General features: G+C 40.2%; 10 protein-coding genes. 6 read left to right on the plus strand and 4 right to left on the minus strand.

Annotated features, from left to right (window positions below; genetic code table 11):
- Positions 1 to 3,250, minus strand: a 3,250-nt coding sequence (locus tag ACTB0Y_RS09930) for a PKD domain-containing protein (protein ID WP_463206667.1), incomplete at its 3' end; no start/stop codon positions are given.
- Positions 3,251 to 3,608: 358 nt separating this feature from the next.
- On the opposite strand from ACTB0Y_RS09930, the gene ACTB0Y_RS09935 reads away from it, so the two are divergent.
- A complete protein-coding gene (locus ACTB0Y_RS09935; protein ID WP_463206668.1) occupies positions 3,609 to 9,602 on the plus strand; it encodes a T9SS type A sorting domain-containing protein in 5,994 nt (1,997 codons plus the stop codon).
- Between the two features lie 84 nt (positions 9,603 to 9,686).
- Here ACTB0Y_RS09935 and ACTB0Y_RS09940 read toward each other — a convergent pair whose 3' ends face one another.
- A complete protein-coding gene (locus ACTB0Y_RS09940; RefSeq protein ID WP_463206669.1) occupies positions 9,687 to 10,445 on the minus strand; it encodes an SDR family NAD(P)-dependent oxidoreductase in 759 nt (252 codons plus the stop codon).
- Between the two features lie 99 nt (positions 10,446 to 10,544).
- Positions 10,545 to 11,891 carry a hypothetical protein gene (locus ACTB0Y_RS09945; protein WP_463206670.1) on the minus strand — a complete coding sequence of 449 codons (1,347 nt, stop codon included), beginning with the start codon at positions 11,889 to 11,891 and terminating at the stop codon, positions 10,545 to 10,547.
- Between the two features lie 217 nt (positions 11,892 to 12,108).
- Here ACTB0Y_RS09945 and purL point away from each other — a divergent pair, with 217 nt between their 5' ends.
- The 5 genes from purL to ACTB0Y_RS09970 all read left to right on the plus strand — a co-directional run bounded on the left by purL (position 12,109) and on the right by ACTB0Y_RS09970 (position 19,037).
- Positions 12,109 to 14,337 (plus strand): phosphoribosylformylglycinamidine synthase subunit PurL, encoded by a 2,229-nt coding sequence (gene purL, locus ACTB0Y_RS09950; RefSeq protein WP_463206671.1) that lies wholly within the window; start codon positions 12,109 to 12,111, stop codon positions 14,335 to 14,337.
- Positions 14,327 to 15,058 (plus strand): bifunctional demethylmenaquinone methyltransferase/2-methoxy-6-polyprenyl-1,4-benzoquinol methylase UbiE, encoded by a 732-nt coding sequence (gene ubiE / locus ACTB0Y_RS09955; protein ID WP_463206672.1) that lies wholly within the window; start codon positions 14,327 to 14,329, stop codon positions 15,056 to 15,058. The genes purL and ubiE overlap by 11 nt, the downstream gene beginning before the upstream one ends.
- A 68-nt stretch (positions 15,059 to 15,126) precedes the next feature.
- Positions 15,127 to 15,846 carry a type IX secretion/gliding motility protein PorT/SprT gene (gene porT, locus ACTB0Y_RS09960; protein ID WP_463206673.1) on the plus strand — a complete coding sequence of 240 codons (720 nt, stop codon included), beginning with the start codon at positions 15,127 to 15,129 and terminating at the stop codon, positions 15,844 to 15,846.
- A gap of 11 nt (positions 15,847 to 15,857) precedes the next feature.
- Positions 15,858 to 17,408, plus strand: coding sequence for an NAD(P)/FAD-dependent oxidoreductase (locus ACTB0Y_RS09965; protein ID WP_463206674.1), 1,551 nt, complete (start codon positions 15,858 to 15,860; stop codon positions 17,406 to 17,408).
- A 39-nt stretch (positions 17,409 to 17,447) separates the two neighbouring features.
- The gene (locus tag ACTB0Y_RS09970) at positions 17,448 to 19,037 is read left to right on the plus strand and encodes an ArnT family glycosyltransferase (protein ID WP_463206675.1); all 1,590 of its coding nucleotides are present in this window, start codon (positions 17,448 to 17,450) and stop codon (positions 19,035 to 19,037) included.
- 218 nt (positions 19,038 to 19,255) lie between these two features.
- Here the strand turns inward: ACTB0Y_RS09970 and ACTB0Y_RS09975 are convergent, their stop codons facing one another.
- Positions 19,256 to 20,014, minus strand: a complete 759-nt coding sequence (locus tag ACTB0Y_RS09975) for a TrmH family RNA methyltransferase (RefSeq protein WP_463206676.1) — start codon at positions 20,012 to 20,014, stop codon at positions 19,256 to 19,258.
- Positions 20,015 to 20,107: the final 93 nt, after the last annotated feature.

Consider the following 20,107-nt stretch of genomic DNA (forward strand, 5'->3'; position numbering starts at 1 on the left):
AACCGCGCGGAGTTTGCACGGCCAGTTCCACATCGAAAGTAGTGGTTGTATTGTTGAAATGCAGGTAAGTGTGGGTAATGGCACTGTCGCTGCCCGAAGAAGCATCGCCAAAATCCCAGCTGAGCTGCACATCCACATTGTTGGTGGGCATATGCGCAAAATCCACATCCAAAGGGTTACAGCCTGTCAGTGGAGCGGCTGTGAAGGTGGCGTCAGCCACGGGGTATACTTCAATGGGCTGCTCCGTAGTGTCTGTACAACCAGCGGCATTATCAACAACCAGTTGAATGGTATTTTGGATAATATTGTCAGTGGGATTGGTATAAGTATGTGGTGTCGGATTTGCTGCTGCATTTAAAGGAGATCCATCTCCCCAGTCCCATTCATAGTTATTTATGGCTCCATCTGATTTGTTGATAACAGATACTTCTAAATCGGCACATCCTTTAATTTTATTTGGTGTAAAACCTGCATTTATATAAGGATGTACAGTTATGTTTTGCCGGGCTGTATCCTGACATCCATTGGCTGATGCAATGATAAGCTCTACATTGAATGTTGTATCTGCTGGGCTGTAATTCTCAAATTGGTGGCTGGGATTCAGCTGGTTGTTGATCACTGTGCCATCGCCCATGAACCATTTCTGTTCAGCTATTGCGCCGGTGGATGTGTCTTGAAAGGTTACAGGTAGCGGATGACATCCAATTATTAAATTCTGCTCAAAACCTGCTTCCACTCCTGGAAAAACTCTTATGTTGAGCGCTGTGGTGTCTGTACAATTGTTTTTGTAGGCTATAAGTTTTAAAGTGTAAACTTGCTCAATTGCTGTAGTGTTATTGTATGTATGAGAACCGGGGTTGTCGGTAAAGGTTGTGTCTCCATCGCCCCATATCCATTTGTATGAATCAATTGAACCTGTTGGTGATGACAAATTAGAAGGATTAATTTCGAGCGGAGCACAACCCATATTTTGGTCTACATGAAACTGGGCGTATAATGCTGGTTCCACAGAAACAGTTTTTGTTACAGTATCTTTGCAAAAGAATGTGGGAGATTTTGTAATTAGCTGGGCGGTATAGGTTTGTATATTAATGGTCAGGTTTTGATATTGATGAACAGGTTCAAATTCCGTAGATGTGGCACCATCGCCAAATGACCATTCAAATGTGGATGTATCACCACTTGACAAATTTCGAAAAGGCACAGTCAATGGGTTACATCCGGCAGTATCTGGCTCAAAATCTGCATAAATGGCTGGGTAGACAGTGACGTCAGCGTACAGAGAATCTTTGCATCGCAGTACATTCTCAGTTAAAAGCTTTATTGGGTATGTGATGGGTGCGTTTGTTGTGTTATTGAATGTGTGGTATATTGTGTCGGGGCCTGTAGTATATTCAGGATTGTTGTCACCATCCATATCCCATTCGTAGTTAGCTACCGGGTAGTTATCTTCTGAATGATTAGTTATGGCGACATCCATTGGAGCACATCCAAGCACATCACTTAATGCAAAAGAAGCTTCAATTGGGTCAGAAACTATGATATCAACATAAGCAGAATCTCTAAGGTTGCAACCTCCTTCTACAATAACTTTATATTTTCGGTTGCTCAGGGGCGATACAATGGGGTTCTGGCTTGTGGGATCATTGATATAATAAGGTGTTGCATCAGCTGTCCATAAGTACGAGTTTCCCGAACTGGCTATCAGCTGTGTACTTTTTCCGTAGCAAAGTACTTTTGAGCCGTCGATGGTTCCAACTATGGTGGCAGCAACATCGAGTTTGTTAAAGTCGCTGAAGTAACCGTAAAAGCAGTCAGCACTACCAATTCCATTGATTATTCCCAGGTGAAATACATCATCGTTTGTGAGCACCTGTGGTGTTTGTGCGGCAACGATGGCTGAGGCATCAACCGTTCCGGCCATCCATTCATTCGGCACTATTTCAGTCCAGCCGCCAATGGGATTTATGAGACCGCCTGCACCGTTTAGCTCAAAATTATTTTCTGCCCCTTTTCTTACGAGGATATTCATATAAAATGGAAAGTTCTGAGGGCGAGTGAATACAACCTCCTGAGAACCTGTGCAAACGTCAATTTGAGGGAGGATACTTCCGCCCATCTGGCCTGCAAATCCGGATACATGAAACACAGAAACCGGGAGGTCAGCCTCTATAAGGTTAAAATTTGCTCCCAGGTTATCAATTCTAATTGGCATTTGTTCACCCGCATTAAGCACAGGGGCTTGTGGTGTTCCATTCAAGCTCACTGTTGTGCCGTTTTGAGTGGCCAGAACGTACACATACTCGGGTACTGTAGTAATTTGTCCTTTCATAACCACATAGGTCTGTCCCAGCAGACTAACCGGCACTAACTGATCAGCTACATAATCCACATCACCGCCGCAGCCATTACAATATACAGAACTCACGTCATGCACAAGGTCATCTTTGGTTTGTACCACAAGTGCTGAGTCGTTTGACCATACACGTGTTCCGGCCAGGCGGGTTCTGCGACTGATATTATAAGTTGCATTATCGCCAACACCGTATGGGACGGCTGTGAAAGTTTCACCGGTATTGAGGTTAACTGAATAAGTGGTGTTGGCGGGGATTATTACGTCTCCACCGGCAGCAAATATTAGCATGTCAACAGTTGGTCTTATGTTGACTGTTGTAGCTTGCGTGGCAAGAATGTCAATTGCACTATAAACCAGAGGGTATGCAGCTGTAAGGTAGTTGTTGAAATTGGTTTGAAATGGCACGTAAAAATTTCTTCCAACACCATTACGGCCTTTTAAGGCAATAATTTCCCTGTTTAGATTTGAACTAATTTCATAATATGCTGTAATGTTTGATGTACTGGATATCTTAAGGCCAATATTATTGATATTTCCTACTCGTGCAGGCGTTGGAGCCTGTATTTCGTTTTCTATAAGATTCAGATCATAGACGCCTGCGCCACCACCACCTGGTCTGAATTCGATCGAACGTGTATCGTTTGCAGGAATGTTTATAACTATCGGGGTAAATGCCGGGTTGGCAGGTTGCGTAATGGTTACTTCCGATGGTAAATCGTATGTTGCAATGCGTAAATAAGTGGGTTGTCCGCCACCTCCGTGTGCATCATTTACTTCAGAAGCAACAAACCAGAATTCCTGGTCTGTTTGGCCGTATGTTGTAAGGTTGATATATAGACTGATACTAATGATGAGAAATATTAACCTAAGGGTAGAAGCTGCAGGATTAGTCATAAGTCTTTGAGGCTTTAGAGTAAGTTTTTTATAATTTTACTATGTCAAATATTTTGACCAGTAATAAGTGCTTTCAACTGTTTTGTCTGTCTTTGAATTTTAAGAACTCATTAACAGGGCAATATTACTAATAATTTTTTACTTTGTGAAAATATTTAGATGAACCTAAGCATCATAATGTGAGGTGCTTTATTCTATACAATATTGAATGTGTGCTCGTTGGTATGTTATTGTCCTGAAGTAATTATTTTTATTGCGCTTTGTTTGTTTTTGATTAATTTTAAAAAATAATTGATGATTGGTTAAAACCGCACCTCCAATAAAACGTATTTATAAAAAAAAAGATATAGAATAACCCATGAGAAAGCTTGTTTATGCATTTATTGCCCTATTCGTAATTTGGACTAACCAGGTCGATGCCCAGGTATTCTTCAGTGAAGATTTTGAAGATGGAATTCCCATAACCTGGACACAACAATATCTCACTTCCACTGCATCATGGTATATTGAAAGTGGTGGTTTGAATGGTGAACATCCTGATTCTGCATTTCAGGGTAATTATAACGTTATCTTGCAGCAAGCCGGATCATCAAAAATTACCCGTCTTATCACACCAATGATAGATTTGGGAGATGTAGTTAAGGCCCAACTTCAGTTTGGGCATGCCATGACAGAATTTGTTGGGATTGATGAATTATCAGTGGAATGCCGGGTACATCCTGATAGTGTCTGGGTTGAAATTGCTTACTATGGAACAGCCGTTTCTGCGTGGGAATTTGAAGAAATTCAGATTCCTGATTCCCTCACAAGTTCTACATCAGCGATAGCTTTTAAAGGCAAAACAAATTATGGTGGTGGTATATGTATCGATATGGTAGAAGTTATTGAGGTTGGTGTTGTACCGTTACAAGTTAAAACTATTGGTGCACAAAATTTTTCATACACTACGGTTCCTTCTGGCTCTGAAAGTAATCCAATTTTACTTACAACGATTAAAGTTGTCGGTAATACAGGAAGTCTAAATTTAGAAGAAATTACCTACCAGTCATTAAACACAGATGACACCGATTTAGAAAATGGAGGTGTGTCACTTTATTATGCTAAAGATACATTACTCAGAAATGTAGAATTTGTGGCCGGTAATATGAATTTTGAACAAGGTGAAGTAACCTTTACAGATCTTACCGTTCCACTCTCTTTTGGTGATAATGTTTTTTGGTTGACCTATAATGTAAAGTCGGATATATCCCATGAGCAACATGATCATGTGTTAGATGCCAGGGTAAATATTGATGATATTATTATCGAAGGATATACCTATCCTTATGAAGTGCTGGATCCGTCCGGAAAATTGTTGCTCAAAGAATCATTATTTTATGATGATTTTGAGGGGATGGTGAATTGGAACTTACTTGAAGAATTCGAAATTGATCAACCTACCGGACTTGGTCTTACAGGGGATGGAAATCCTGATCCTGAATTTGCTGTGAGCGCTTCAAACGTGCTGGGAACCGATCTTACAGGATTGGGAGCAACCGAAGGTGCCTATGAGAATAATTTAACTGGAGCAGCTTATCAGGCCATTTCTCCTTATGTAAACGTAGATTATTTTAAAGATTTGGATGTGTTTTTTTGGCGCTGGCTCAATGTCGATTTTTTCGATGATGCCACCATTGATGTCCGGAGAAATCAATCTGGTTGGGGAAGAGTATGGATCAACAATAATTACAATAATGATAATTTCTGGCGCGTTTACGAATATGGGCTGCATGATACATTGTATTATAAAGATAGCATTCAAATGCGTTTTGCTCTGGGTCCATCCGATGAAGAAAATAATCAGAGCGGCTGGAACATAGACAATTTTGCGATTACAGGAGACTATATTGCCTACGATGTAGGTGTGTCTGCGTGGGTTTCACCCGGCGATGGTTGCGGTCATACGGAAGATGATATTGTAACAGTTCAGGTAAAAAATTATGGTGGAGAAGCTTCACCGGCTAATATCCCTGTTGAATATTCTATCGATAATGGTACTACCTGGGTTCAGGAATTATTAAATGCGTCTATTCCGGTAGGGGGTGAAACTACCTACACCTTTACAAATACTGCCAATATGTTGCTACCAGGAACTTATCAGGTGATTGCACGTACCGTATTGCCCGAAGATGAGTTTACAGCCAATAACCGAATGGATACCTTGATTCATGTAACACCTTCCTATAGCTTGCCCTATAGCCAAAGTTTTGAAGCAGGAGCAGATTATTGGATGCGTGGGGGTGAAAACAGCACCTGGGAAATAAGAAAGCCTCATCAGGCAATTTCAGGTCCTTATATCGACACTGCCTATCATGGACAGTTGTGCTGGGTTACCAATTATGAAGGTAGTTATCTTGCTAATGATTCCAGCTATATTCAAAGTCCTTGCTTTGATTTCACTACCGCAGCGGCGCCAGTGTTAGAATTTGCCATTTTTACCGACTTTCAAACAGGTATAGATGGAGCCAATGTTTGGTATTCTATAGATAATGGTGCATCGTGGGAGTTTTTAGCTGAACATCCCGATTACAGCCAAAACTGGTATACCAACAGCAATGTGACTTCATTGGAAAATCCCGGATGGGATCAATCCAACAGCGGATGGATGATAGCAAGAAATTTACTTCCGCAAGAGCTTACTGCATACCAATCTGTTAAATTCCGAATTGTAATAGAATCTGATGGAACTATTGAAAATGAGGGTGTTGCTATTGATCGCGTTCGGCTTTATGATGCACCTTACGATATTGGTTTGAGTGCACTTGTCTATCCATTAACCAGTTGTGAGCTTGGGGCGGCAATTCAACCACAAATCGAAATACAAAATACGGGAGTAAGCGCATTACCCGGTGGCTTGGAGGTGCCCATTAATTTGTATTTCAAGGAGCATTTTATACTACGCGATACATTTGAACTCACTTCACCGCTGGCTGTGAACGATACTCGTTTATTCACTTTCGATACGGCGCTTTATATGGATACTGCCGGAACTTATGCATTTGAATTTATTAATAAATACAATGAAACGCCCGGTTTTTATTCATCAAATAATGATACGCTTTATACTCAGGTTAGTGTGGAAGGAATGCCTCAATACAATCCTTTCCCCGATGTAACAGGTAAAAACAGCCCATATGTTGAACTAGATGCTGGTGCGGGATATACTTATAATTGGAGTAGTGGATATACGGGCCAGGTCTTTCAGGCCTATTCAGAAGGTATCTATTCGGTTACAGTGACCAATGGCAACGGCTGCACTGCTGTTGATTCTACAGAGGTTATTAACTCAGTAGATGATATGGAGCTTGCCCAGGTACTAACATTAATTCCCGATCAGTGTCAGAGACCTGATCCGGTGTTTATGGAGGTTGAACTCATAAATCATGGGGAAGCATTTTCAGTTGGAGATAAACTACCGGTTGCCTACCGGGTGAACCAGGAGCCTAAGGTGTTAGATACCCTTACACTATCGAGCCCTCTTGCAGTTGGAGAATCCGTACAGTTTACTTTTAATACAGGCATAGATATGAGTGCGCCTGAACAATATAATATTGCAGTTTTTAGCAATATTGACAAAGACCTCGATAAGTCTAATGATACCATTTTGTTGCAAACAAATACATGGGGGGAGCCGATAGTAGGTTTTTATGGCGATACAATTTACACTGCCCAACCCGATACCGTAGTGCTTGATGCAGGTGCCGGAATGGATGTTTACCTTTGGCAGGACAATAGCGTGAATCAAACCTTTAATGTAACCAGTGATGTATCACAATGGTATTATGTTACAATAAATGATACCTATAATTGTGGACCCACTATTGATTCAGTATTCTTGAATACGAGCGACATTGGAATTCTTAATATACAAACACCTGTAACCAACTGTGAGCACTCAAATAGCGAAACAATAACAGTGCAGGTTGAAAACCGCAGTGGTGACTATGTGAATATTGGCGAACAGTGGGTATTTGGCATTCAACTAAACGAGCAGGAGCTTGTTTATGAGGATTATACATTGAATCAAACAATTGAGCCTAATAGTTCCAGGTTTATAGACCTGAATACAACACTTGATATGGAGGATACAGGAACCTATCAGTTAACCATCTGGCTCGATAAAGCAATAGACAACAGCACAGCAAACGACACTGCAATATCTACTATAGCCACCCTGGGGTATCCTGATGTTGAATTAGGCCCTGACACAGTTTTTACTACCCGGCCCGATACACTGTTTTTTGATGCTTCTACCCAGTTTAGCTCTTATGTGTGGCACGATGGTTCAATTAATCCTTATTTTATTGCAGATCAGGACACATCATTTCTTTACAAAGTAACTGTTAGTAATGAAGATGGTTGTGGTACAGATAGTGATTCAGTACAGGTTTTTACTTATAATTTGCAGCTTGCAGAAATCATAAACCCGGAGAGTTCATGTGAATTATCCGAAAATCAGCATTTCGATTTACGAATAATCAATAGTGGCCCCGATAAACTCTATCCGGGAGAAAATATTCAGCTCGGCTACCAGGTTAATGGTAGTGAGTGGTACAGGCATAATCTATCATTAACCGATACATTATTTGCCGGTGATGATATTATTCGCAGAATAAATGAGCCATTTGACATGTCTGCGTTTATGCGCTATGACCTGGTTTCTGCAATAAGTTTTGAAAAAGATGCAACTTCTGCAAACGATACTATTATTAAAACAATTGAAACCTATGGTTACCCGCCCATAAATATCAATTATGACATTATAAACAGTACCCAGCCCGATACAATAGATCTCATTGTTACACCACCAGGTTATGTTAGTTACATGTGGCACGTGGGTATCGATAATGATACTTTACAACTCGATACTTTGAACGAACCATACTACGCCGTTACAGTATCAGATATTCATGGTTGTGCAACGATGGATACGGTGCTTGTGAATCAAAAAAATATTGGATTCCATAAATTGGTTGCACCACAATCGGCTTGTCAGCATTCACTTGATGAAAATATTACTGTACGCCTGTTAAATAGTGGAGTTGATACCATCGATGCTGGTGAATCTATAACTTTAAATATAATAAGTCCCGATGTAGCCACCGAAATTCTAAATCTTTCAGAACCACTTTACCCGGGAGATTCTATTGATTACACATTTACTCTGGGAGTTGATTTGGCTGCAGTAGGCACTTATGATATGAGTATAAATCTTGAAGCAGATTTTGATGCCACAATATCTGATAATACCCTTAATCAAGCAATAGAAACTTATGGGCCGGCTGACATTGATCTTGGAAACGAAATAACCATTAGTCAATTGCCTTATGTGCTTGATGCTGGTGACGGATATGTTTCTTATTTGTGGCACGATAATTCAACAAACCAAACTTTCACAATTGATGAGACAAATATTACCGGTACGGGATTGTATTCTGTAACGGTTACCAATAGTTTAGGTTGCGCAGGCAGCGACAGTCGCCGTGTAAACGTAAATATTTTCGATTGGGCTGCAGAATCAATCATACAGCCACAAGGAGATTGTTTTAATAGTTTTCCTGCGGTAACTGCCTTATTTAGCAATCAAAGTGGCGTTCCGGTGCGCCAGGGGCGGGCATTTTATATCAGTTATGCCCTTAACGGAGGTGCTGAAATAGAGGAAATTTTTACCCTGGAAGATAGTGTTTATCCGCAGGAAAATTACACTTATACCTTCATGCAAATACCAGCCTACGAAGAAGAAACCGCTGGAGTTTTAGAAGTTACCCTGGATAATGGCGGCGATGAAGAACCTTCCAATAATAGCGTAACCCAAACATTCACCATGCACCTCAATACTATGGCTTTTGCCAGTGATACTTTAAGGCCCGGCAGTTATCCGGCTACAATTACTGCCCCCGGAGGATATGCATCATATGAATGGAGCACTGGCGAGAGTGGGCAAACCGTTTTTGTAAGCAGTCCGGGATGGTATACTGTAACTGCTACGGACTATCAGGGCTGCGCTGCTACGGATTCCATATTTGTTACCGATCCGACGGGTATAAATGGACCGAAAAAGCAGCAACAAATCACGATTTGGCCAAATCCCGCCTCCAATACTATTTGGATCCGGTTGCATCGCGAAACCGGTGGTTGGATACATTACGAAATGATTTCTGCGTCAGGAGATGTAGTACTGATTGACGAGCAGAATATTCAAACCGGAGAAATTTTAGAAATACCAGTCAATGAATTTTCCGATGGCATATATTTGTTTCGCTTTTATGATACGGATGAGCAAGGCATTGAAAATATTATTATAGCCAGGTAATTGCTTGAAAAGTTGTTAATATCACTAACAAAGCGGCTACTCATTTTATGAATAGCCGCTTTTTATGCTCATGTTGTTTATTTATTATTTTCTTACTGTGGTAGTAGAATTACCTTGCGCTGTTGGTGTTATAAGTACATCGTTGATATTCACATGAGGAGGTCTCGATGCAATCCAAACAATTGTTTCTGCAATATCTTCAGCACGCAGGGCTTCCAATCCATCATATACTGAAGCTGCACGGTCCTCGTCGCCTTTAAACCGCACCATAGAAAATTCTGTTTCTACCAATCCGGGACTCACAGAACTAACTTTAATACCATGTTTGAGCATATCTAAGCGCATACCTTTTGTAATGGCTTCAACTGCGTGTTTGGTTGCGCAGTATACGTTGCCTTTTTCGTAAACTTCCTTACCTGCAATTGAGCTTACATTTATTATATGCCCTTTTTCACGTTCAACCATGCCGGGCATTATTTTGCGCGATATGTACAACAAACCTTTAACGTTTGTGTCAATCATTTGCTCCCAGTCATTGATGTCGCCTTCCTGTAAATGCTTCATGCCGGCAGCAAGTCCTGCATTATTTACAAGTAAATCAACGGCTTTCCATTCAGTTGGCAGGTTGTCAATGGCATCATCGACTTCTGCTCTTTCACGAATATCAAAAGTGAGGGTTAAAACCTCCACATTGCATGAAGATTTTATACGCTCAGCAAGTTTTTTAAGTCTTTCTTTACGTCGGCCTGTAATAATCACATGGTAGCCCTGACCTGCCAGTTGTGTGGCGGTTTCTTCTCCAATGCCGGCAGTGGCTCCCGTAATAAGTGCTATTTTATTCATTTTATCCATTTTATCGGGTTAGATATATAGCGAAGTTAGTAAAAAATATTTGAGCAAATACGATGTTTTCCATTCCGTGTTTTTCAATAATCTAAACATTCATTTTTGCACTTCATTAAATAGATGTTCGTTCAATGTTTTTTGTGCCTGGTTAATATGTGGAAACCATTTTTTTATCAGCTTTTCAGCTTTTTTCCAGTCAATACTCAAAAGTAGTAAACCGTATAAAAAAGGTTGTGCAGGTATTTTGTATCGCACAAGGGCTCCCAGTACAGGAGTTGTCATTCCTGCAAGGGCAAAAAGTATTAAGGTAAATGACCCTAAAAACAGCATTGCCCGTCTGTTGATTTTTCGCTTATGGAAAATGAAAGCTAAAAAAATTAAAACCATGGTAATGAGGTTTTCTATCACCGCCGGGATCATGGCCAGGTTGTGGGCTTCCAATGGATGTGGTCTGAATAGTGTGATAAACAGACCCCGAAATCCCTGCGTGATAAAATCCCAAAAATTACTTGTGAGCCGCGGGCTGTCAATATAGCTACCAACATGATTGAGCGATTGCACATAATTTATAAAATCATTTTGCTTTCTGCTGATAAGTTCCGGAATATCTGGCAATCCTGCCATGGGGAGAAGAAAAATTGCCAAAAGTAAAAATAGGTGTACACTCAAAAAAGACATCCAGTTTTTACCGGTGGCTTTGGCTAAGTAATAGCTTAAAATGGCTGGTAAAATAGCCATTAGCACATAGAATTTCGAAATGCTAAATATTGCCAGAGCTAAAATCAGTGTAATATAGGGTTTGAGTGATAACCGGTGCTTATCAATTAGAGCAAGAGCATGAAGCAGCATACCCAGTGCAAAAATTACGATGCCTTCTTTTAATAAACCGGAGCCCCAAAACAGGAGCGATGGAGGAAGGACTACCACCAAAAGTGCAACCCATTTATTGGCTTTTACTACCTGCAGAAGAAACCGAAACATGCCCACCAATCCAATAAACGAGAGAAAATTCATTATATAAGCATGAACGTATATGTTTTTGAAGGAAAACAGCATCACTAAGGCATTAAACCGAATCACCGTTTTATTATCATTAAATAAATTGTAATTGAAATCTTTTAACCAGAAATTCATCTTGTCGTAATAATGCATCAGGTGCGGCGCATCATCGCCAATTCCTGTCAGCATACTAAAATAGTCATACGGATTAATGCTCAAGGCACTAAAAAGCACTTTGCCATCAGTGAAATAGTTAAAAATATCAGCACTACCAGGAGGGTAATAATATTTATACACCAAAATTAAAGCTATCCCCATTAATGCTTTAATCGAAAAGATAATTCTTAACCCGACAGCGGATATTCCTGATTTTCTAAAAAAAGGAATTCTGGGGATTAGCCAGATGATAAATGCCAGATATGGTAACGACCAAAATATTTCCATGAATTTACCAATGAGTTGTGCCCAAAATTAAATAAATGAGGTGAATATTCAGAAAAAAACTGAAGTACATACATTTTTTACTTGCTAAGCCTGTTGTTTTAATCCGATTTGCATGCCGAAGTCCATAACTTACATTGTTTTTTGTTTAATGCATCGGTACACCTCAAAAAAATTATTAAGTTTGCGTTCATAATTTTCATACAAACGCCAAAGCAAAATGACACAAAACCAAGTCGATATAAATACCGCGAAATCGCTGGGTTTATTGCCTGAAGAGTTCGATAAAATAAAAGAAATTCTTGGAAGAGAACCCAACTTTACCGAGTTAAGTATATTTTCTGTCATGTGGTCGGAGCATGCAGCATATAAAAATTCCATCAAGTGGCTTAAAAAATTACCTAAGGAAGGAAAAGCCGTCCTGGCAGCCGCCGGTGAAGAAAACGCCGGATTGGTTGATATTGGTGGTAATATGGCTTGTGCCTTTAAGATTGAATCGCACAATCATCCATGTGCTGTTGAACCATATCAGGGCGCTGCTACAGGCGTCGGCGGTATCAATCGCGATATATTTACCATGGGGGCTCGTCCAATAGCGCAACTGAACAGCCTGCGTTTTGGTGATTTAACAATTGACCGTACCAAATGGCACATGAAAGGCGTTGTGAAAGGTATTGGAGATTATGGCAATGCATTTGGTGTCCCGGTTGTTGGTGGTGAAGTAGTTTTTGACAAAAGCTACAATACCAATCCATTGGTGAATGCTATGAGCGTTGGCGTGATGAAAAAAGGTAATGTGGTAAGTGCTAAGGCTGAAGGTGAAGGAAATCCTATTTACATTGTAGGATCCTCAACAGGTAAAGATGGTATTCATGGTGCAACATTTGCCTCAGCCGATATTACCGAAGATTCTGCTGAAGATATTCCATCGATTCAGGTCGGAGACCCTTTCCAGGAGAAATTGCTTTTGGAAGCTACCCTTGAAGTAATAGAAACAGGCGCTGTTGTTGGTATGCAGGATATGGGTGCTGCAGGAATAATTTGTTCCACAAGCGAAATGTCGGAAAAAGGCAATAGCGGTATGCGCATAGATTTGGATAAAGTACCCTTGCGTCAGCAAAATATGAATGATTGGGAAATATTGCTCTCAGAAAGTCAGGAACGCATGTTGATATGTGTAGAGAAGGGCCGTGAAAAGGAAGTAGAAGCAGTATTTGAAAAATGGGATTTGAATTGTGAGATTATAGGCGAAGTTATCAACGAAGATAGATTATATTTCAATTTTAAAGGGCAACAGGTAGCTGATGTGCCTGCTTCAGCTCTTGTGCTTGGTGGAGGAGCGCCACAATACGACCGTGAGTTCCGCGAACCGGCATATTACAAAGAGTATCTGAATTTTTCAATAGATGAAGTAACAAAGCCAAAGGATCTTAAAGTTGTGGCTGATGAACTTCTTAAACACCCCAATAATGTAAGCCGCGACTGGGTTATGCAACAATACGATTCCATGGTAGGTACTCGCAACATGACGACTAACCGGCCGTCAGATGCAGGTATTGTCAATATTAAAGGTACAAACCGGGCATTAGGCCTCACGGTGGATTGCAACGGGCGTTATGTCAAGGCCGATCCTGAAATTGGAACAGCCATAGCAGTGAGCGAAGCCGCCAGGAATTTAGTTTGTTCAGGTGCCAAACCACTGGCCATTACAAATTGTCTGAACTTTGGAAATCCATACAACCCCGAAGTATACTGGCAGTTTGTGGGAGCTATAAAAGGCATGAGTCGTGCATGTAAAAAGTTCGATACTCCTGTAACCGGTGGTAACGTTAGTTTTTACAATCAAAGTAGTGTAAGTGGCAAAGAAGTACCAGTGCATCCAACACCAACCATTGGAATGTTGGGACTTATCGAAGATAAAAATAAGTTGATGACACTTGACTTCAAGCAAAAGGGAGATATGATTTATATGTTGGGAACTTCTAAAAATGATATTGGTCAGTCTGAGTATCTTACTTCATATCATGGTATTGAAGGTAGTCCCGTACCTGATTTCAACCTCGATTTTGAATTTAAATTACAAAATGCCATCCTACAACTCGTTGACCAGAAATTAATCCAGTCGGCACATGATGTTTCCAACGGCGGGTTATACATTACCCTTGTGGAATCAGCTATTCCACGTAATCTTGGGTTCGACATTACCTCCGATGCAGAAATACGTACCGATGCATTTCTTTTTGGGGAATCCCAAAGTCGTGTAATCGTTACATGTGCTGAAAAAGATGAAACACAGTTTATTGATTTATTATTGAAACTCGATATTCCATTTTCAGCGTTAGGTCATGTCACAAAAGGAGAAATGCGTATAGATGATAAATCCTTTGGTTTTGTTGATGAAGCCCGGAAGTTGTATTCAGAAACCCTAGCATCTTATCTTGAAGACTAATAAGGTTACACCATACAAGAACCGTTTGTCGAAAAAGGAACAAGTGGCTGGCATGTTCAACCACATAGCTCCACGGTACGATTTTTTAAACCACTTTTTATCGCTTGGTATTGATCGCATATGGCGCAGAAGGGTTGTGAAAAAACTTCAGCAAAACCCACCAGTTCGCATGCTCGATGTTGCCTGTGGAACAGGTGATCTGGCCATTGCTGCAGCTAAACGAATGCCGGACATTAAAATAGATGCAGTTGATATAGCAGCCGTAATGCTCGAACGGGCCAACAGAAAAATAGACCGTCGTAAACTTGGGTTTAATGTGCATCTGAATATAGGCGATGCAGAAAACTTACAGTTCCCAAACGAACGTTTTGATGCTGTTACCTCTGCATTTGGTGTGCGCAACTTCGAAGATCTCGAAAAAGGATTGCATGAGATGCATCGGGTGCTGAAAAAAGACGGGACAATCATTATTCTGGAGTTTTCCCAACCGCGCAAAGGTTTGTTTGCAGTGTTGTTTAAGCTTTATTTTAATGCTATTTTACCACTTATCGGTAGCGTTTTTTCTGGTAATAACCGCGCATATAATTATTTACCTGAATCGGTAAATGCTTTTCCTGAAAGAAATAATTTCATTAAATTGCTTGAGCAAACAGGGTTTAAAAATTGTAATTATAAACCATTTACCTTTGGCGTAGCTTGTATGTATCAGGGAAAAAAGTAAATTCGCACAATAAATTATTGTCACAACGTTTTAAACTTTATGATTATTGTCACAACGTTTTAAACTTTATGATTAAGCGCATTAGCATATTCTTTGTTTTTGTTATCATGGTTCTTGGTGCTTATGGCCAGGAAGGCAAACATGTTTGGAATAAGCCGAATTACGATGAATACCCTTTTCATTTTGGATTTGCAGTGGGCTATAATCAGATGGACTTTAGAATTATACCACGCCAGGAATTATTGACAAGTTTTGATACCGTATACGCAGTAGAAAATAATCCGCGACCCGGATTCAATATTCACATGGTGGGCAATCTGCGTTTAGGCGAAAATTTCGATCTCCGGTTTATTCCGGGTTTGGCTTTCGGGCAGCGAGACATCAAATACACCCATGTAAATACTGTACAATCCGATACCGTATTAGAAAATCATCTGATGCAGATAGAATCTACTTTTTTAAGCTTCCCTTTATATTTTAAATACAGGGCTAAACGCCTTAATAACTGGCGTCCATATTTGCTTTTCGGAGGTAATTATGCGATTGATCTTGAGGCCAGAAAAAAGATTAAAGAAGAAGAGCGACCCAAGATACGGCTTAAGCAGCAGGATTTTTATCTGGAGGCCGGGGTTGGTATCGATTATTATTTCCCGTTCTTTAAGCTGGCAACAGAACTGCGGTTCTCTTTTGGTATGATGAATGTAATCAAAGAAGATAATACTGAGTATACACGGTTTTATGACCGACTCAACTCCCGCATGTTTACCTTGCTTATTTTTGTCGAATAAATTTATTTTTCATGGCGCATCAACTACAATTAACGCTAACACCTGAAGAGGCAGCGAATCCGGAAATTTATATAGCAAAGTTTGCCCAAAAGGCAGGTGTTAAGATGAATGATGTCATAAAATTTCAAATCGTTTCCAAATCCATTGATGCCCGCAGACCCCCTGTTAAGATTAATATGGCGGCAAAGCTTTATACTGATATTGAGGATAACGATTACATAATCCCACCATTCGAAGCCAACGATGTATCAAGAGCCCCTGAAGTAGTTATTGTAGGTGCCGGACCAGCAGGTCTCTTTGCAGCCCTTACTTTTATAGAAAAAGGCATAAAACCGGTTATTATCGAAAGAGGAAAACGTGTAGGCGAGCGTAAACGCGATGTTGCCGCCATTAGCACAAAACATTACGTCGATTCGGATTCGAATTATGCTTTTGGAGAAGGCGGGGCAGGCACATTCTCCGATGGAAAGCTTTACACCCGAAGCAAAAAACGCGGTGATATCAGACGTATATACGAATTATTGTACCTGCACGGGGCCCAGGAAGAAATTTTATACGAATCGCATCCTCATATTGGCTCTGATGTATTGGCGCAGGTTGTGGTTAATATTAGGCAAACAATACTCGATGCAGGCGGCTCAATTTTGTTTCAGCAGCGCGTAGTAGACCTTGTTGCAGAGGGCGAAGAGCTAAAAGGAGTAAAACTAAACGATGGCCGCACATTGGCAGCAAAACATATTGTGCTTGCTACAGGACATTCTGCAAGGGATGTATATGAAATGCTGCAAAGCAGAGGTATTATGCTCGAAGCAAAGGGGTTTGCTATAGGTGTTCGCCTGGAACATCCCCAGGAACTTATCAATCAGATTCAGTACCACAGCAAAAATCCCGACCCAAATTTACCACCGGCCAGTTATAAACTCGTGAAGCAAGTCGACGACCGGGGAGTATATTCATTCTGTATGTGCCCGGGTGGATTTATTGTCCCCGCAGCCACAGCCAATGACCAACTTGTTGTAAATGGTATGTCGCCCTCAAAACGTAATGGTATGTTTGCCAATTCTGGAATGGTGGTAGAGCTTAGAACAGAAGATATTCCGGGAGTTGATGCAGACCCCCTGGCAGGTATGCGATACCAGGAAAAATTAGAGAAAATGGCATTTGTAAACGGAGGTCAGGGACAAGTTGCCCCGGCTCAAGGTATGGCCGATTTTGTCAATAACCGGATTTCATCCGATATGCCTGAAAATTCTTATTTCCCGGGAATCATTTCATCGCCAATGCACTTTTGGCTACCAGAAAATGTAAGTACGAGACTTAAAATGGCTTTTAAAGCATTTGGAAAAAAAATGCACGGTTTTTTAACAAACGATGCTTTGGTTATTGGGCTCGAAAGCCGAACCTCAAGTCCTGTTCGTATTTATCGTGATAAAGATGCTTTGACATCTTTTCCATATGAAGGACTGTACCCAACTGGTGAGGGTGCCGGATATGCCGGTGGCATAGTATCAAGTGCGCTCGATGGAGTAAAAGTAGCCAGAAAAATTGCTGAAATAATATAGCCGCATTATTATATACCGATTCTGCAGATTATTAAAGCTATGCTTATCAAACCCTATTTTTGCAGCAATAATTATAAAAATTTATCATGGTGGTTAGTGTTGCTGACTATTATTGTCAGTGTTGTCATTCGTTTCCACCTGCTTGAGACTCCTTTTGAGCGGGACGAGGGCTCATATGCTTACCTTGGACAACAAATATTAGATGGTAAAATTCCGTATGTGGATTTTTTTGAGAGAAAATTTCCCGTCATCTTTTATGCCTATGCCGCACTAATTGCAATATTTGGTTATTCGCTCACCGAATTACATTTAGCTTTTACGGTTGTGAATGTGCTTACTATTATGGTTGTTTTTTTACTCGTGAAAAAACTTTTTAATCCTTTAACTGGTTGGATTTCAGCTACATCATTTGCGCTTTATTCATTGAGTCCATTTGCATCCGGGTTTACAGCGCAATCAGAACATCTGGTAATATTTTTTGTTGTTTTGGGTTTTCTAACCTTGGTACACGCGCTTAATAAACAGCATCTTTGGTTATACGTGGTCGCGGGAATTATAATGTCCACAGGGCTGTTAATTAAACAAAACGGTATAATTTTCATCTTTTTTTCGGTTATAGCACTCATTACGATATTGTTGGTGAGGCAATATCGTTACAAACAAATATTAAAGTATCTTACTTTTTATGCCATAGGCGGAATCATACCGGTTATTTTGGTAGCTGTAATTCTATTTTTCCAGGGAGCTTTCGAAGAAATGATTTATTGGACCATTCATTCTTCAGCTGATTATGTGTCATCAAGAGGGTTAGATAAGGTTTTTGCAAACATTGCCTATATGGTGCAGCGAATTAGTCAAACCCACCTTATAATGTGGATACTTTCTTTGATGGGGTTGATTCTTTTTTGGGTTTTGCGTAATCCTCTGCATTTTAAGATATTACTAACATTGTTTGTTGTGTTTTCTTTTGTCGCTGTTGCTCCCGGATTCAGGTTTTTTGGGCATTACTGGCTTTTTATTTATCCGGCTATGGCATTGCTGGTAGGTATGTTTTTTTATGCACTTTCTCATTTATTCAAAAAGGGCATTTTAATACTGCTTATTGGACTTAGTGTGGTTTTTATTTTCAATATTTTTCAAAATCGCAGTTATTATTTCGGCGATGATGTAAATCAACCTGTTAAAAAGACTTATGGTTCAGATCTGTTTCCAGCTACCAAAAAAATTGCTGATTATTTAAATGAGCAAATGGACGCAGATGATCAGTTGCTTGTTTTGGGCCTTGAGCCTCAGATATATGTCTATACAAACAAACAAGCTCCGGTACGTTTCCACTTTATGAGATTGCTGACTAAAATTAAGAATGACAGCCTATATACAGCTTATAAAGATACGATGGTGAAAAAATTGCTCGTTAATCCGCCGGACTATATTGTCTATATGGCAAATTTCATGGATGATGATTCTGCAAAAGATTTCAAGTCTGAGCTGGAGCAACTGTTAGCAAATTATGAGCAAACCGCGCTTGTAGATTTGCGCAAATGGAAAACTACCAAATATTTCATTGACAAGAACTGGGGTAATTACAAGCCCGGGAATAATCATATTGCTGTTTTAAAGAAAAAGTAATGATGTTTGTATTACCTAAGTTGAGCGGTTTGAACGTAGTGAAAACGCGCTTTACTTATCCGGCAGCTGCCGGACCGACTTAAAAATTGTTGGGTTTCACTGAATAGGTGAGGTGAAAACCTTACAATTTCTTAGTCCCCGACACTTCGTGTACGGGGCAGGTAGTGAGCGAGAACCTTTAGCGCATGACCGAAGGGAATAATCGCTCAATTTGGGTATTACTCCATTGTCCGGCGTCTGAACTCTGAAACTGTAACAGCTGTGGCAATGGCCACGTTCAGAGATTCCATGCCAGTGTCTTCGGGCGGATATGAAGGGATTTTTATTTTTTGCACGGCCATCGAACTTATTTTATCTGACAATCCCTGAGACTCATTACCTATGATAATTAAACCGTTGGAAGATAGCGATGTTTCGTAAAGATTCTGTCCCTCCAAATGAGTGGCATAAATACCAAAATCAGGAAGGTTTGTCGCTTCCTCCACCAACCTGTAAATGTCAGTATAATGAACCTTTACGCGATAGAGAGCTCCCATGGAAGACTGCACAACCTTAGGGTTAAAGCATTCGACTGTTTCGGCATTGCAAAATATATGTTGAATACCATACCAATTTGCCAGGCGTAATATAGTACCCATATTGCCCGGATACTGAATATTTTCCAATACAAGACTCAAATTATTGGCAATTGTATCCATGTCAGGCATTCTTGGTTCCGGAATTGTAGCTAAAGCAATAGCATTATTGGGGTTTTTCAGCGTGCTGATACGATCCAGTTCTTTGGGTGTAATATGTTCAACTTCTATTGAACCACGATCCAGCTCCTCAGCATTTACGGCATATACATTTTTGATTTCAAAATCAGCGTGCATTAATTCATTGACCAGTTTGTTACCTTCAACAAGAAATTCTGAATTTTCCTGTCTGAATTTTTTCTGGTGCAAACTGCGTAAATATTTGATCCTGTTCTTGTCCATAATATGAAAGCAATAGATTATGCGAATCTACACAAAAAGATTACGGCAGAATAAAATAATTAACGATATTTGGACTGTTTTACTTCTTAAATT

It is taken from the genome of Salinivirga sp. (assembly GCF_055145285.1).